The sequence below is a fragment of the Aeromicrobium sp. 10G20-16 genome, assembly GCF_055809665.1.
The window spans coordinates 2,480,127-2,493,259 of sequence record NZ_CM147919.1; the positions used below are offsets into that span (position 1 = coordinate 2,480,127).

A 13,133-nucleotide genomic window follows, 5' to 3' on the forward strand; every position below is an offset into this window, starting at 1 on the left:
GACTCGACGCTCATGAGTCGCCACGCCCAGCGAAGCGCGACGGGCAGAGGTGGCGTGCGTGGGTCGGCATCCCACGGGTGCGTTCGGTCGCGACGTCGGTGGACACGTTCAGCTCGGCCTTGATGGCGTCGAGCAGGCGTCGCGGCTCCCACGCGAACGCGCCGACGAGGACGGCGACGATGCGCGGCTGGGACGTTCCCACCGGTACGGCCTCCAGGGCCGTGTAGCCGCCCTCGGGGCGGGCTCGTGGCGCGATGAGGATCGGGGCGCCGCAGGACTCGCAGTCCTTCTCGATCGGCTTTCTCATGAGGTGCTCCTGGGGGCGATGTTGCGGGGATCGGTGGTCGGGTACTTCGACGCGCACGAGAAGCACAGACGCATCGTGTGGGGGCGGCCGTCGTCGGCGGCCCCGGAGTCGTGGCCGGGGAACGCGACCGCGCGGACGTACTTCTGGCCCGGGCGGATCCCGCCAGCCAGATGGCCGCCGCCGTCGCAGGGGTGCAGCTTTCTCGCGGTCCGGATCGACGCCGTGGCGTTGGGGTTGGGTGGGTCCGGCAGCTGTCGCTCGACCAGCACCAGGTCGCGGGGGCTGGCGCGCACGAGGGACCGGTCGTCGGTCGCGACCGTGAGCCCGATGAACCCGTCGGCCTCGTCGGGAATGTCCCAGACCTGGCCGGTGCGGCCGTCGGTGAGCTGCACGGTGTCTCCGAGGCGCAGCGGCCCCTGGTCGGTGATCTTCATCGGCGTCCACCGCTGCGGCGAGTTGCGATCGCGTCACGGGGCATGTCGCCGGCGACGACACGAGACGGCAGGTGGCCGATGTGGAAGTACTCGCCACACCGGTAGGCGGACATCCGCTCGCCGGGGAAGTCGACGCGGATCTTTGCTCGCGCGTCGCGCCGTGACAGGTACCGGCGCTTCCCGCATTCGGGGCAGAGCGCGACGTAGCCGCCGGTGGCGTGTGCGCGCGCGTCGTTGGCCGTCACGCCGCACCACCGCCGGCGATCTCGTCGAGGCGGATGATCGCTTCCCAGCACTGCCCGCACCCGGTCATGCCGACCTTCGGCCGCGTGGAGTGGTCGCAACGTTCGGTGACCTTGGCGGCGAGCGGGTGGCTCCTCGTGAAGTGGGCCAGCTCGACCTGCACAGGTCGTCCCGGGGTGGGAGTCCCAGCAGATTCACGCGCCTGCGCGCGGTTCGCTCGGACGGCCTCCCGTGCCTTCATCACAGGCAGGTCGCCGGTCTCGATGGCCTCGAGGTCGGGGGCGTCGAGCTCGAGCAGCATCAGGTACGTGTTGACCGTCGGAGGCTTCACCCCGATCCGGCGTGCGACCTCGGACTGCGTCAGCCCACCGTCGATCAGCTTCTTCAGCGCCCGGGCCTTCTCGACCGGAGAGAGGTCGCGGCGCTGCATGTTCTCCACGAGCATCAGCTCGAGCTGCTCGTCCGGCTCGTACACGTCATGGCGGATCACCACGGGCACGCGAGGGAGGGCGGCGAGGCGGGCTGCGGCGTGCCGGCGGTGCCCGGCGAGGATCAGCCACCGGTCACGCACGCTGGGGTGCTCAGTCACGACGAGCGGCTGCAGGATGCCCTTCTGGCGGATCGAGGCGGCGAGCTCGGACACGTCGCCGACCCGGTCGCGGACGTTCTCGGTGTGGGCGAGCAGGTGGTCGACCGGGAGCATGCGCGCCGACTGGCGCTCGCCGCTCACAGCACACCGCCAGTGGTCGTGTTCGTGACGACAGCGCGCGGGCCCAGGTCGACGTGCACCGGCCACGACTCGTCCTCGGCGGCGATCGCTACAGCATCGTGGGCGCCGGCCACGAGCCCGCGGACCTCGGCGGGGGTCGGCCCGGCGCCGAGGGCACGGTTCGCTCGGGCGGTGAGAGACTCGGCCGCCGCGATCGCCGCCTCGCGCTGCAGGTCGTCGGCACCCGTTCGGAGGCCGCGCAGGACCGCGAACCAGTCGTTGGACTCGGTGATGTTCACGCGACACGCTCCTCGACGTTGGCGTCCTCGATCGGGTCTCGGGTGCGGCCGGACCACCCGCGGGACTGGACTAGGTAGTCGTGGAACGTGAGCAGCGGGTTGGCCTCGAGGAACTCCGCGTACTCGGCGTCCCACCCGTTCGCTGTCTCGCGGGCGTGGTCCTCCTGCCTGATTCGCTCGTCCTGGTACGCGCGGACGTGCGCCCGGTGCAGGCAGCCGGCGTAGCACTTCGACATGCGTGGCGAGCAGGGCATCAGCGCACCGCCTGGAGCGAAGCGGGGCCGGTGACGTCGTCGGGAATCACAGGGCCACCTGCCTCGCGCGCGTCGGGTCGGCGCCGTGAGGGCAGCGGCGGGCGAGCTCCTTCATCTGGGGTTCGGCTTCGATGGTGGCGGCCCACTCGTCGGGCTCGAGCACGCCGCACCAGCAGCGGACTCGCCACCTTCCGTCGAGGCGTTCGAGCCCGACGCTGTACGCAGCGATCAGTGCGTCGCCGGCGGCCTCCTGTGACGGCCAGGTCGTGGTGGACATGCCGCCGGTCAGGGGCCAGACGATGATCCAGCGGCGGCTGCGCGGCAGCTGCTGCGGCCTCGCGATCGTGACTCCGCCGATGAGGATGTCGCCGGTGTCGGTGCACAAGGGTGCGCCGGGTGGGCGGCGTCGCCACGTGGTGTTTTTCGACGTCAGCACGACGGTCACCCTCGGCGTGCCTGGATCGCCTCGGCGAGGCTGTCGCCCTTGGCGATCGCGATGACCTTCCAGGCGGGCTCCTGATCGAGGGCGTAGTCCGCGGCCGGTTCCTTCCGCCCGTAGATCCGCAGATCGTCCAGAGCGCCGGACTCGGTGAGGCGGTAGGCAACGAACAGGGTGTCGGCCGCGCGGCGACGGGGTGCGGTGTTGGCGGGGGCCGCGGTCGGCTCCTGTGGCGGCTTGGTGCTGGCGGTCTTGGACGCTGGCTTGTCGGTGGCCATGAGTGGGTCCTTTCAGTGAGTGGTGGTGGTGCCAGACAGGGAGAACCCGTCGGTGAAGTCGCGGCGCAGCTCGAAGGGTCGGCTGGCGTTGTGGGCGTCGGCCATGTGCTGGTCGATCAGCAGGACCTGCTCGGATGCGATCGAGACATTGATCCCGGTCTCGCCGTCGGGCTCGGCCGACGCAGTCGCGACATGCGCGGCGCACACCGGGCACGCGACGGGGACGGTCGCGGGGAGCTCAGCCACGGGTGACCGCCCGGTAGGCGAGGGCGCACACCGCGACGAACGCAGCGGCGCCGATGGCGGGGGTGGTGCTGTTCTGGACGACCTGCCACATGGCGTCGGCGACGATCAGCAGCTCAGTCATGGAGAACCTCGATGAACAGGGCGAGCACCGCGCCGGCGAGCAGGGGCATTGCGACTGCGACGGCCGCCGTGGTCGGGAGGGCCCCGAGCGTGCCGGCGGCGACGGTCGCGACGCCGCCGATGAACAGGGGCCACGTCAGCCACCGGGCCAGCAGGCGGGTCATGCGCGTGCCGCCTTGGCGAGTCGGGCGGCCTCGCGACGGGTCCGCTTGGGCGCGAGAGCGGCCATGTCGTCGGAGCACTTCTCGCACTCGGCGCCCTCGGGCGGCGTCGCCGGCTCGAGGCGGACACGCCATGCATGTCGGCCCTGGGAGTGTGCGGTGGCGTGCGCTGCGCCGATCGTGAGGCGCCGCTTCGACACCAGCGCGATGTGGCCGCAGTGGGCGTGCTGCAGGACGTAGCGCTTCGGTTGGCCGTCGGCCCGAGTCTCGGTGCCGGTGTTGTTCAGCGCGTTGCGCATGGCCTGGACGACGTTGGGGATCTGCATGGTGGTGGTGCTCCGTTCTGGGGTGTGGGTCAGTCGGCGACTAGCCCGCGGGTCGCGAACACGTCGGACCACTCGGGGTGGCGCTGCCGGATCAGCCGCGCGTACCGGGAGGGGTAGTTGTTGTTCAGGCGGAACTGGTCGCCTGTGGTCTGCATGTCGAAGTCCCAGCGGAGACGCTCGACGAGGGCCTTCATCCCGCAGCGGCGGCGACCAGCGGCAAGGCGGCGACGGATCAGTTCCTCGAGGGCATCGAGGACCCACGGGTTCAGGGCGTGGAACGCTTCGAACCGCTCCTGGATCGTCGCGCCCTCGACATGTGGCGGGACGACGAACGGACGAACATCAAGCTCGAAGCTGGTCCCCAGCGACGACCGCGTTCACACGAGGCTCCGGCGCCCAAGGGTGGACCGAGTCTCGGCGGAGTCACCCTCGTTGCTGACCGCCATGAACGCGACCAGGTCGTGCTCGGTGATTCGCCATTCGCGGCCGAGCTTCTTCGCCCGGATCTCACCTCGGGCGCACCGTCGCGACACGTTCTCGGGCGACTCCTGAATCGCTTCGGCCACCTCCGCCGTCGTCAGCCACTTCATGGTCAGGCCGACCTTGAAGGCGCAGAGTTGACGATTTGACTACGAGATCCCGACAGTGATGGCACGAAAAGGATCGACAGGGGCACCTCGAGGGCCTCCGCGATACGAGTGGCAAGTTCGGGCGTGCAGGTGGCCTTTCGGCCAGCTGTCAGGTGACTGATGAAGGACTTGCTGCACCCGGCGTAGCGGGCGAGTCTCTCCATCGAGAACCCCTTCTGGGCCATCAAGGCCCGCAGCGTGTCGCCGGACATCAGTCGCATCCAGGTACCCCTAGGCCATCGCTTCTTGCGGTTCATCGGTCGATCACACTCTCTCTTGGTAGACGGCATGATGTCAACAACATCCCGACAAGAATGAGTCATTAGGTAGACGGTTGTCAAGAAGTAGACGCAGCAATTTCCCGGTGCGCCCGCTGATACGAGCGCGATTTCGGCACTACTCTTGGTAGACGATTTCTTCACTTCGGGCGTCTACGTTCGGTAGACGATTGAGTCAACCGGTTTGTTGCTCCGATCGAGCAAGCGCGGAAAGGATGCTGAGCATGAAGAACCTGCCGCGCCTGCGCGAGATCGTCGAGCGCTACACCAGCGAATTCGGATCATCGGATTCCTGGGTGTCCAACGAGATCGGACTCTCGCGTCAGGCGCTGAGCTCATGGTGGGTCCGTGGCTTGTCAGAGATGCCGAGCGCGTTCCTTCTCCATCGCCTCGCGGTCGTCACCAGGACGCCCTACCGCGATGTTCTCGACGCGGCGCTGCACGACTTCGCCTACCTGCCCGAGTCAGGGCTCTTGAACCTCGAGCCGCCGGCGCGCATGCAGCGGAAGGGGCAGTCGACTGGCCGAGCTTCTAGGTCGGCTCAGGACGACGCGGCCACCGCGCCAGACGTCGAAGGACCAGAGGGAGGAGCCTGATGACGACGAGTGCCAACGAGGTGCCGATCCTGTTCTTCCAGGCACACGTCCTCGACAAGGCCGAGAAGCGGTCATTCAACCAGGACTGGCGGCCTGCCCTGGAGGAAGCAGCGCAGCTTCCTCTGGTCGAGCGGACTCACGACGATGATGTGTACGACGTGCAGGTCGGGGGTGACCTGATCCTCGTCGGCGCTCACCGCGTGTTGAACACGGCGTTCATGACGGCCATCGATCGGACCAGCGAGCAGATCACTGATCTGATGGACGATGCGGCGAACCAGACCGACGTGAAGCGGTTCGCTCACACCACGGTGATGGCGTTCATGCCACGACACAACGCGATCGCGATCGCTCGCGGTGGGACCAACGCGCCGCGGCACAAGTCGGCCGCGGAGTCGTTCTTGGAGCGGCACGTTCCGCTCGAGCGGGGCCAGCACTGGCAGGTCGACCCGGTGTACGCGCCGGACCAGACGCCTGACCTGCGGCGAGCCAAGGGCGTGAGCATGCTGGAAGCGCGGTACGAGACCCTCCGGATCCTCGATGACATGGAACCGGGGCGCGCTGGCTTGGCGGCCCACTTCGACCAGCTGGCCAGCGAGCTCGGTGGTGAGCTCGTCGTCGACGTGACTGTCCGCCTGCGCGCTGACTCCCAGCACACTGGCAGTTTGGCCGGGTTCAAGAGCCTGGTGTTCAACGACCTGCCGAGACTCACTGGCCGACGCAAGCGGGTGCGTGCGCAGGCGGTCTACGATGACGACAGCAAGGAGATCATCGACTTGGTCGCTGGGAAGTTGGCCACTTCGATGGAAGCTTCCAGAGGATGGGACCGAGAGCCGTAGGTACACGGCGCTGGTCCAGGGTCTGCGAGATGTCGGTGTCGAGATGCAGGATCGGTTGGACAAGATCCTGGGAGGGTGACTCACGTGGCCGGAACGTCCTACAGTGTGCGGGACCTTCTTGCCGAGCGTCCCGGCCTTGACCACGCCGCTGGCCTGATCGCCGCCGGTGTGTGGTTCGTGGGCCTGCGGCAGATCGACGTGTCCAACGTTCCTGAGTTCCTGCTCGGCCTGGCTACTGTCTCTGCGTTGGTCCTCGCCGCGGCGACGTTCGTGTGCACCCTGACTTACCAGAGCCAGTCCGATCGGATCGAGGACGTCCGAGTCATGTACGGGACTGAGCTGCGCCGGAACTGGGTCTCGATCTTCCGGATCATGTTCGTGACGTCCACGGCGCCTCTCGTCGTGCTCCTCCTCGTGGGGCAGGTCGGAGTGGTCGTCCCGCTCGTGGCCACCTGGTGCTCCGGGATGCTCGTCGCGAAGGCCGCGAGGACCGTGTACTGGCTCGAGAAGATTCTCTTCGCTCAGAACGTCGACGACCGCCGCCCGCGCGCGGTCAAGGGCCCGACCTCGTTGTCTGCGTGACGTTCTGTCCGACCGGGTACGTAGGTTCGCCAGATCATGTCGTTCCATCCCTGGCGGGCGCTCCGTGCGCTGACCCACATCGACCAGGTGTGGCGTGACCTCGGGGACGACCAGCTCGGCCACTACGACCACGGGTGTCAGCGGATCACGCTGAACGTGGGCCTCACGCAGGCCGAGCGGCGGTGCACGCTGACGCACGAGCTGGTGCACGTCGAACGCGGGCCTGTGCCGGTGGCGATGCGGGAGCGGGAGGAAGCGATCGTCGACGAGCTCGCCGCGCGTCGGCTGATCAGCATGGACGCGCTGGTGAACGCGATGCTGTGGTCGTTCGACCACGACGAGCTCGCCGAAGAGCTGTGGGTCGACGTCCCAACCGTGCTGGCCAGGCTGACGACGCTGACCGCTGGCGAGCGGGCCCACGTCGAGGCCGAGCTCGACCGGCGTGAGGCGTCGCTCTAGTCCTCGAGCTCGGGTGGCAGGTCCACCGGTCCGAGGGCGTCGGTGAACACCATGCCGGCGGCGTCGGCCGCCGCGCGCTGTGCCTCGTTCGAGAGGTGGCCGTAGGTGTCGACGGTGACCTTGATGGAGTGGTGGCCAAGGCGCGCGGACACGACGTAGAGGTTCACCCCGCGCTCGATGAGCCACGACGCGTGGGTGTGGCGGGCGTCGTGCGGGCGCGGCCGCGGGTCGTTCAGTCCGGCCCGCTCGCACGCCGGCACCCACGCCTCCCAGAACGCCTTGTGTCGCAGCGGCCCGCCGCGCGGTGCGACGAACAGGCGCGCGTTCCTCGGCCGGCCCAGCGTCAGGGGCAGGAGCGCGGCGAGGACGTAGTCGTCGATCGTGACGGTGCGGTCACTGTTCTTCGTCTTGGTCGGGCCGACGATCCGGGTCGTGGACCGGGTGTCCCACTTCGCGGCCTTGCTGATCCGTAGGGTGCGGGCCTTCGGGTTGAGGTCACGCACCTCGAGGGCCTCGGCCTCGCCCCACCGGATCCCCGTGCCGAACAGGGTGAGCACGAGGGGTCGGTAGTGCTCGGGGATCTCGCCGAGGAGGCGGACGAAGTCGGTCTCGGACATCAGGACCATCTCGGCCCGCTCGTGCGACGTCGACCGGCCCAGCTTGATCCGCGCGCACGGGTTCGCCGCGATCACCCCGTCGGCCTGCGCCTCCTTCAGCATCGACGCGAGGAGGCCGTGGGCGTTCGCGATCGTCTTGTCGGAGTACCCCTTGTCGTGGCGGCCGCCGCGACTGCGCAACCGGTTCAGCGCAGCCGCGATCTGACCACGGTCGAGATCGCCGATCGGCACGTGCCCGAGCAAGGGACCGTAGTAGAGGGCATGGGTGCGCTCGTAGCCGTGGCGGGTGCCGTCGGTCACCGCGGTCCGCCCGGTGATGTAGGTCGCGGCCCACTCGTCAAGCGTCGGGGTGGTCTGCTGCGCTGCAGGCCCGGCTTCCTCATCGCGGACCCACTGAAGCGCTTCGGTCGATGACGAGGCGTCGAGTCGCTTCGCGAACTCGACGGCGCGCTTCTTCGCCGCGGCCGGATTGCCGCGGAAGGTCAGCGTGGTGTGCTCGCCGTTGTGGCGGAACCGGACACGGTAGGTGACCGTCCCGTCCTTCGCCTGGTGCTTGATCGGCGTCCTCATGGGGCGAACCTAGGGTCGACCTCTGACGTTCGCGTGCGCGATTTGGGCACACCGTGGGCACACGGTTTTGGGCTATGGCCGTTTCTTGCTGCCATTGTTGAGCACCCCCAACGGGATTCGAACCCGTGCTACCGCCGTGAAAGGGCGGCGTCCTAGGCCGCTAGACGATGGGGGCCGGGACCCGAACAGCATACGGGGTGCCGTGGGGGAGGATGGCTGCATGGTCGAGGTCAGCGAGGAGCGGTTCGCCGCGTTGGCCGAGCAGGCACTCGCCGACGTGCCCGACGAGCTGGCCGCGCTGCTGGACAACGTCGTGCTGTTCATCGAGGACGACGCCCCCGCCGACGAACCCGACCTGCTCGGCTTCTACGACGGCATCCCCCTCACCGAGCGCGACACCACGTACGGCGGCGCGCTGCCCGACCGCATCGTGGTCTTCCGCAATCCCACCCTCGCGATCTGCGACACCGAGGCCGAGGTGGTCGCGGAGGTCGCGATCACCGTGGTGCACGAGATCGCCCACCACTTCGGCATCGACGACGACCGCCTCCACGACCTCGGGTGGGCCTGACGTGACGAGATGCGAGATCCACGTCGTCCGCGACGCCGAACGATTCTGCACCGACGCCGGCGACATCGTGACGCGGCACAGCTTCTCGTACGGTGCGCACTACGACGCCGAGCGGACCGGGTTCGGCCCGATCCGCGCGATCAACACCGAGCGCCTGGAGCCCCGGGCCGGGTACGCGGCGCATCGTCATGCGGACGTCGAGATCGTGACCTGGGTGGTCGAGGGAACGCTGCGGCACGCCGACAACACCGGTGGTGGGGGACTCGTGCGCCGCGGCACCGCGCAGCGGCTCAGCGCAGGCACGGGTGTGGAGCACTCGGAGGTCAACGACTCGACCTCCGAGCCACTCGTGTTCGTGCAGATGATGCTCGACAGCGACCACGACGGCCGGCCCGCGTACGAGCAGGTGGAGGTCCCGGACGGTGACGGACTGCTGCGTTCGGTGACCGTCCACTCGACCGCCGAGATGTTCGTCGCGCGACTCGCTGCCGGGCAGTCGCTGCCCGTTCCGGCCGCAGCGCGAAGCCTCGTGCACGTCGTGCGCGGCGCTCTGCGCCTGGGCGACACCGATCTGTTCCCCGGCGATGAGGCCCACCTGACGGACGCCGGCCCGTACGATCTGAGTGCTGCCACACCAGGCGGCGAAGCCCTGATCTGGCAGCTGGAGACCTGATGACCGTCCTCGTCCTCAACGGACCGAACCTCGGCCGCCTCGGCGTGCGCGAGCCCGACGTCTACGGCACGGCCACCTACGCCGATCTCGTCGCGCGGTGCGAGCAGGTCGCCGCCGAGGTCGGCCTCGAGGTCGAGGTGCGTCAGACCGACGACGAGGCCGAGATGATCGGCTGGCTGCACGAGGCCGCCGACGCGCGGTCGGCGGTCGTGCTCAACGCCGGCGCGTGGACCCACACCTCCGTGGCCGTCCGCGACGCCGCCAGCCAGCTCGGCGAACCGCTCATCGAGGTGCACCTGTCGAACGTGCACGCACGTGAGGCGTTCCGCCACACGTCGTACCTCAGCGACATCGCTGCGGCCGTGGTCGTCGGCATGGGCCTCGACGGCTACTCCGCGGCTCTGCGCCACCTCGCCGGCTCGGGGTAGCTCTCGGTTGCGGAAGGCAACTCACCCCCGGGTCTCTCATCGGATCTTCAGGTCTAACCTGTTCAGGTGAAGGATTGGGAGCAGCACGCGCAGGCGGTTCAGGCGCTGGTGGCCTCGTACGCCGCCATTCCTGCAGGCGAGCGCGTGCGCCTGGCGAAGAAGACGTCGAACCTCTTCCGCCCCCGCTCGTCCTCGGACACCCCCGGCCTGGACGTGTCCGGCCTCGACGGCGTCATCGAGATCGACACCGTGGCGAAGACCGCCGACGTGCAGGGCATCTGCACCTACGAGCAGCTGGTCGACGAGACGCTGCCGCACGGCTTCATCCCCTACGTGGTCCCGCAGCTGCGCACCATCACCCTCGGCGGCGCGGTCACCGGCCTCGGCATCGAGTCCACGTCGTTTCGCAACGGTCTGCCGCACGAGTCCGTGCTCGAGATGGACATCCTCACCGGCGCCGGCGACATCATCACCGCGACGCCCGACAACGAGCACTCCCAGCTGTTCGAGGCGTTCCCCAACTCCTACGGCAGCCTCGGCTACGCCACCCGGCTGAAGATCAAGCTGGAGAAGGTCCCGCCGTTCGTCACGCTGCGGCACGTGCAGATGGCCGACGCCGCGGCTGCGGTCAAGGCGATCGAGGAGATCTGCCACAGCGGCGAGTGGCACGGCGAGCGCGTGGACGGGCTGGACGGAACCGCCTTCAGCCCCGACGAGATCTACCTCACCCTCGCGCACTTCACCGACGAGCGGCCGCGCGTGAGCGACTACACCGGTCAGCGGGTGTTCTACCGCTCCATCGCCGAGCGTGAGACCGACGCACTGACCATGAACGACTACATCTGGCGCTGGGACACCGACTGGTTCTGGTGCTCAGGTGCCTTCGGCGCGCAGAACAAGATCGTGCGTCGGCTCTGGCCCAGCCGCTGGCGTCGCAGCGACGTCTTCCACAAGATCGTGGGCCTGGACGAGCGCTTCGGCATCATCAGGACGCTCGACAAGATCAAGAAGGTGCCGGGCCGCGAGCGCGTCATCCAGGACGTCGAGGTCCCCGTAGCGCGCATGCCGGAGTTCCTCGAGTGGTTCGACGCCGAGGTCGGCATGCGTCCGGTGTGGCTGTGCCCGCTGCGCACCACCCGCGCGTGGCCGGTGTACCCGCTCGCCGCCGGCGAGCCCTACGTCAACATCGGCTTCTGGGGCACCGTCGTGGTGCCGGCCGACGCACCGCCGGGATTCATCAACCGCAAGGTCGAGGACGCCGTCAGCAGCATGGGCGGACACAAGTCGTTGTACTCCGAGGCGTTCTACGACCAGCAGACCTTCGACACGATGTACGGCGGCGAGCTCCTCGCCGCCGCCCGCCGTCGGTACGACCCCGACGCCCGACTCAGCACCCTGTTCGAGAAAGCAGTGAGGAACTCATGACCGACACCGCAGTCGCCGCCAAGCTCAGCATCGCCGAGGCTCTCGAGCGCCTGATGAAGGACGGCATGCCGTTCCGCTTCGAGGCGTTCGACGGCAGCACCGCCGGGCCCGAGGACGCCACGCTCACGCTGCGCCTCGTCAACGAGCGCGGCCTGGCCTACCTGATGACCGCCCCCGGTGATCTCGGCTTCGCCCGCGCCTACGTGTCGGGCGACCTGGAGGTCGAGGGCATCCACCCGGGCAACCCCTACGCCGCGATGGTGCTGATCATGAGCCAGCTGCGCTTCAAGGTGCCGTCGGCCGCCGAGATGCTGCAGATCGTGCGCAGCCTGGGCTTCGGCAACCTCAAGCCGCCGACGCCGCCGGCCGAGGAGCACCTGCCCAAGTGGCGCCGCGCCTTCGAGGGCCTGCGGCACAACAAGAAGCGCGACGCCGAGGCGATCCACCACCACTACGACGTCTCCAACCGCTTCTACGAGCTGGTCCTGGGCGAGTCGATGACCTACACCTGCGCGGTGTTCCCCACGGCGGAGTCCACGCTGGAGGAGGCGCAGTTCGAGAAGTACGACCTGATCTGCCGCAAGCTCGACCTGCAGCCCGGTCAGCGACTGCTCGACATCGGCTGCGGCTGGGGCGGCATGGTGCGCCACGCCGCCAAGCACTACGGCGTCACCGTCGTGGGCGTGACGCTCTCGCGCGAGCAGGCGGCGTGGGCGCAGGAGGAGATCAAGCGCCAGGGCCTGGACCACCTCGCCGAGGTGCGCTTCGGCGACTACCGCGACGTCGTCGAGACCGGCTTCGACGCCGTCAGCTCGATCGGCCTGACCGAGCACATCGGGGTGCGCAACTACCCGGCGTACTTCCAGTTCATCCACGACAAGCTCAAGCCCGGCGGACGCATGCTGAACCACTGCATCACCCGCCCCAACAACAAGACCACCAGCACCGGCGCGTTCATCGACCGCTACGTGTTCCCCGACGGTGAGCTCACCGGCGTCGGTCGCATCACCGTCGCGGCGCAGGAGACCGGCATCGAGGTGCGGCACGTGGAGAACCTGCGCGAGCACTACGCACTGACGCTCAAGGGCTGGTGCGAGAACCTGGTCGAGAACTGGGACGCGTGCCTCGGCGAGGTCAGCGAGGGTCGCGCCAAGGTGTGGGGCATCTACATGGCCGGATCGCGTCTGGCGTTCGAGCGCAACGAGATCGAGCTGCACCACGTGCTGGGCGTCAAGCCAGCTGCGCACGGCGACGCGCACTGGCCGCTGCGGCCCACCTGGCTGAGCTGATCAGGCGCGGTTGACCGCGATCGCCGCCTGCACCAGCGCGGTGAAGGAGGCGGCGTCGACCTCGTCGCCCTCGAACACGTCGATCGCGCGTCGGGTGCCGGCGGTCAGGCTGGCGTTGAACACGCCGGCCGGGTCGTCGAGCGCGGCGCCGCGGGCGAACGTCGTCTTCACCTTGTCGCGGTAGGTCTCCAGGGTGCAGACCAGGCCGTCGCACGAGAACGTGGGCACGCCGTCGGGGTTGCTGGGCTTGCGCCACTTGACCTCCTCGACCACGTCGGGGTCGGCGGCCAGGATCAGGGTGCGCAGGTGCTGCGCCACGTCGGCGCGCCAGTCGGTCGTCACGTTCCGGAGCGTACTGCGG

Annotated in this window: 25 protein-coding genes and 1 tRNA gene; 10 read left to right on the top strand and 16 right to left on the bottom strand. The window is 68.7% G+C overall.

Annotation, left to right across the window (positions count from 1 at the left end):
• Positions 1 to 10 precede the first annotated feature (10 nt).
• The 12 genes from AC0L5F_RS12560 to AC0L5F_RS12615 form a co-directional block, all read right to left on the bottom strand.
• Positions 11 to 307 carry a hypothetical protein gene (locus tag AC0L5F_RS12560; RefSeq protein WP_473313731.1) on the bottom strand — a complete coding sequence of 99 codons (297 nt, stop codon included), beginning with the start codon at positions 305 to 307 and terminating at the stop codon, positions 11 to 13.
• The gene (locus AC0L5F_RS12565) at positions 304 to 741 is read right to left on the bottom strand and encodes a hypothetical protein (protein WP_473313732.1); all 438 of its coding nucleotides are present in this window, start codon (positions 739 to 741) and stop codon (positions 304 to 306) included. Before AC0L5F_RS12565 ends, AC0L5F_RS12560 begins: the two co-directional genes overlap by 4 nt.
• On the bottom strand, positions 738 to 986 hold the full coding sequence (locus AC0L5F_RS12570; RefSeq protein WP_473313733.1) for a hypothetical protein: 249 nt from the start codon (positions 984 to 986) through the stop codon (positions 738 to 740). Before AC0L5F_RS12570 ends, AC0L5F_RS12565 begins: the two co-directional genes overlap by 4 nt.
• Positions 983 to 1,687, bottom strand: coding sequence for a ParB/RepB/Spo0J family partition protein (locus AC0L5F_RS12575; protein ID WP_473313734.1), 705 nt, complete (start codon positions 1,685 to 1,687; stop codon positions 983 to 985). Before AC0L5F_RS12575 ends, AC0L5F_RS12570 begins: the two co-directional genes overlap by 4 nt.
• A gap of 23 nt (positions 1,688 to 1,710) precedes the next feature.
• Positions 1,711 to 1,992, bottom strand: a complete 282-nt coding sequence (locus tag AC0L5F_RS12580) for a hypothetical protein (RefSeq protein WP_473313735.1) — start codon at positions 1,990 to 1,992, stop codon at positions 1,711 to 1,713.
• The gene (locus AC0L5F_RS12585; protein ID WP_473313736.1) at positions 1,989 to 2,228 is read right to left on the bottom strand and encodes a hypothetical protein; all 240 of its coding nucleotides are present in this window, start codon (positions 2,226 to 2,228) and stop codon (positions 1,989 to 1,991) included. The genes AC0L5F_RS12580 and AC0L5F_RS12585 overlap by 4 nt, the downstream gene beginning before the upstream one ends.
• 64 nt (positions 2,229 to 2,292) lie before the next feature.
• Positions 2,293 to 2,682, bottom strand: coding sequence for a hypothetical protein (locus tag AC0L5F_RS12590; RefSeq protein WP_473313737.1), 390 nt, complete (start codon positions 2,680 to 2,682; stop codon positions 2,293 to 2,295).
• Between the two features lie 5 nt (positions 2,683 to 2,687).
• Positions 2,688 to 2,963, bottom strand: coding sequence for a hypothetical protein (locus AC0L5F_RS12595; RefSeq protein ID WP_473313738.1), 276 nt, complete (start codon positions 2,961 to 2,963; stop codon positions 2,688 to 2,690).
• A 12-nt stretch (positions 2,964 to 2,975) separates the two neighbouring features.
• Positions 2,976 to 3,209 carry a hypothetical protein gene (locus AC0L5F_RS12600; RefSeq protein ID WP_473313739.1) on the bottom strand — a complete coding sequence of 78 codons (234 nt, stop codon included), beginning with the start codon at positions 3,207 to 3,209 and terminating at the stop codon, positions 2,976 to 2,978.
• Positions 3,202 to 3,330 carry a hypothetical protein gene (locus tag AC0L5F_RS12605; RefSeq protein ID WP_473313740.1) on the bottom strand — a complete coding sequence of 43 codons (129 nt, stop codon included), beginning with the start codon at positions 3,328 to 3,330 and terminating at the stop codon, positions 3,202 to 3,204. Before AC0L5F_RS12605 ends, AC0L5F_RS12600 begins: the two co-directional genes overlap by 8 nt.
• Complete coding sequence (locus AC0L5F_RS12610; RefSeq protein ID WP_473313741.1) at positions 3,323 to 3,493, bottom strand: hypothetical protein; 171 nt, start codon at positions 3,491 to 3,493, stop codon at positions 3,323 to 3,325. The genes AC0L5F_RS12605 and AC0L5F_RS12610 overlap by 8 nt, the downstream gene beginning before the upstream one ends.
• The gene (locus AC0L5F_RS12615; protein ID WP_473313742.1) at positions 3,490 to 3,816 is read right to left on the bottom strand and encodes a hypothetical protein; all 327 of its coding nucleotides are present in this window, start codon (positions 3,814 to 3,816) and stop codon (positions 3,490 to 3,492) included. Before AC0L5F_RS12615 ends, AC0L5F_RS12610 begins: the two co-directional genes overlap by 4 nt.
• Positions 3,817 to 3,893: 77 nt before the next feature.
• Here AC0L5F_RS12615 and AC0L5F_RS12620 point away from each other — a divergent pair, with 77 nt between their 5' ends.
• Positions 3,894 to 4,445, top strand: a complete 552-nt coding sequence (locus AC0L5F_RS12620) for a hypothetical protein (RefSeq protein WP_473313743.1) — start codon at positions 3,894 to 3,896, stop codon at positions 4,443 to 4,445.
• Here AC0L5F_RS12620 and AC0L5F_RS12625 read toward each other — a convergent pair.
• The gene (locus tag AC0L5F_RS12625) at positions 4,409 to 4,768 is read right to left on the bottom strand and encodes a helix-turn-helix domain-containing protein (protein WP_473316192.1); all 360 of its coding nucleotides are present in this window, start codon (positions 4,766 to 4,768) and stop codon (positions 4,409 to 4,411) included. The genes AC0L5F_RS12620 and AC0L5F_RS12625 overlap by 37 nt on opposite strands.
• A gap of 179 nt (positions 4,769 to 4,947) precedes the next feature.
• Here AC0L5F_RS12625 and AC0L5F_RS12630 point away from each other — a divergent pair, with 179 nt between their 5' ends.
• The 4 genes from AC0L5F_RS12630 (at position 4,948) to AC0L5F_RS12645 (ending at position 7,199) form a co-directional block, all read left to right on the top strand.
• On the top strand, positions 4,948 to 5,319 hold the full coding sequence (locus AC0L5F_RS12630) for a hypothetical protein (RefSeq protein ID WP_473313744.1): 372 nt from the start codon (positions 4,948 to 4,950) through the stop codon (positions 5,317 to 5,319).
• Positions 5,320 to 5,339: 20 nt separating this feature from the next.
• Positions 5,340 to 6,158: a hypothetical protein gene (locus AC0L5F_RS12635; protein ID WP_473313745.1), complete on the top strand. Its 819-nt coding sequence runs from the start codon at positions 5,340 to 5,342 to the stop codon at positions 6,156 to 6,158.
• Between the two features lie 84 nt (positions 6,159 to 6,242).
• Positions 6,243 to 6,740: a hypothetical protein gene (locus AC0L5F_RS12640; protein WP_473313746.1), complete on the top strand. Its 498-nt coding sequence runs from the start codon at positions 6,243 to 6,245 to the stop codon at positions 6,738 to 6,740.
• A gap of 36 nt (positions 6,741 to 6,776) precedes the next feature.
• Positions 6,777 to 7,199, top strand: a complete 423-nt coding sequence (locus AC0L5F_RS12645; RefSeq protein ID WP_473313747.1) for an ImmA/IrrE family metallo-endopeptidase — start codon at positions 6,777 to 6,779, stop codon at positions 7,197 to 7,199.
• Here the strand turns inward: AC0L5F_RS12645 and AC0L5F_RS12650 are convergent.
• Positions 7,196 to 8,386 carry a tyrosine-type recombinase/integrase gene (locus AC0L5F_RS12650; RefSeq protein WP_473313748.1) on the bottom strand — a complete coding sequence of 397 codons (1,191 nt, stop codon included), beginning with the start codon at positions 8,384 to 8,386 and terminating at the stop codon, positions 7,196 to 7,198. The genes AC0L5F_RS12645 and AC0L5F_RS12650 overlap by 4 nt on opposite strands.
• A gap of 102 nt (positions 8,387 to 8,488) precedes the next feature.
• Positions 8,489 to 8,561, bottom strand: a tRNA-Glu gene (locus tag AC0L5F_RS12655).
• 45 nt (positions 8,562 to 8,606) lie between these two features.
• On the opposite strand from AC0L5F_RS12655, the gene AC0L5F_RS12660 reads away from it, so the two are divergent.
• The 5 genes from AC0L5F_RS12660 (at position 8,607) to AC0L5F_RS12680 (ending at position 12,772) form a co-directional block, all read left to right on the top strand.
• Positions 8,607 to 8,957 carry a metallopeptidase family protein gene (locus AC0L5F_RS12660; protein ID WP_473313749.1) on the top strand — a complete coding sequence of 117 codons (351 nt, stop codon included), beginning with the start codon at positions 8,607 to 8,609 and terminating at the stop codon, positions 8,955 to 8,957.
• A 1-nt stretch (position 8,958) separates the two neighbouring features.
• Positions 8,959 to 9,630 carry a pirin family protein gene (locus AC0L5F_RS12665; RefSeq protein ID WP_473313750.1) on the top strand — a complete coding sequence of 224 codons (672 nt, stop codon included), beginning with the start codon at positions 8,959 to 8,961 and terminating at the stop codon, positions 9,628 to 9,630.
• The gene (gene aroQ / locus AC0L5F_RS12670; RefSeq protein ID WP_473313751.1) at positions 9,630 to 10,058 is read left to right on the top strand and encodes a type II 3-dehydroquinate dehydratase; all 429 of its coding nucleotides are present in this window, start codon (positions 9,630 to 9,632) and stop codon (positions 10,056 to 10,058) included. Before AC0L5F_RS12665 ends, aroQ begins: the two co-directional genes overlap by 1 nt.
• A 66-nt stretch (positions 10,059 to 10,124) precedes the next feature.
• Positions 10,125 to 11,483 carry an FAD-binding oxidoreductase gene (locus AC0L5F_RS12675; protein WP_473313752.1) on the top strand — a complete coding sequence of 453 codons (1,359 nt, stop codon included), beginning with the start codon at positions 10,125 to 10,127 and terminating at the stop codon, positions 11,481 to 11,483.
• Positions 11,480 to 12,772, top strand: coding sequence for a class I SAM-dependent methyltransferase (locus tag AC0L5F_RS12680; RefSeq protein WP_473313753.1), 1,293 nt, complete (start codon positions 11,480 to 11,482; stop codon positions 12,770 to 12,772). The genes AC0L5F_RS12675 and AC0L5F_RS12680 overlap by 4 nt, the downstream gene beginning before the upstream one ends.
• Here the strand turns inward: AC0L5F_RS12680 and AC0L5F_RS12685 are convergent, their stop codons facing one another.
• Positions 12,773 to 13,114, bottom strand: coding sequence for a DUF1801 domain-containing protein (locus AC0L5F_RS12685; protein WP_473313754.1), 342 nt, complete (start codon positions 13,112 to 13,114; stop codon positions 12,773 to 12,775).
• Between the last annotated feature and the right edge of the window lie 19 nt (positions 13,115 to 13,133).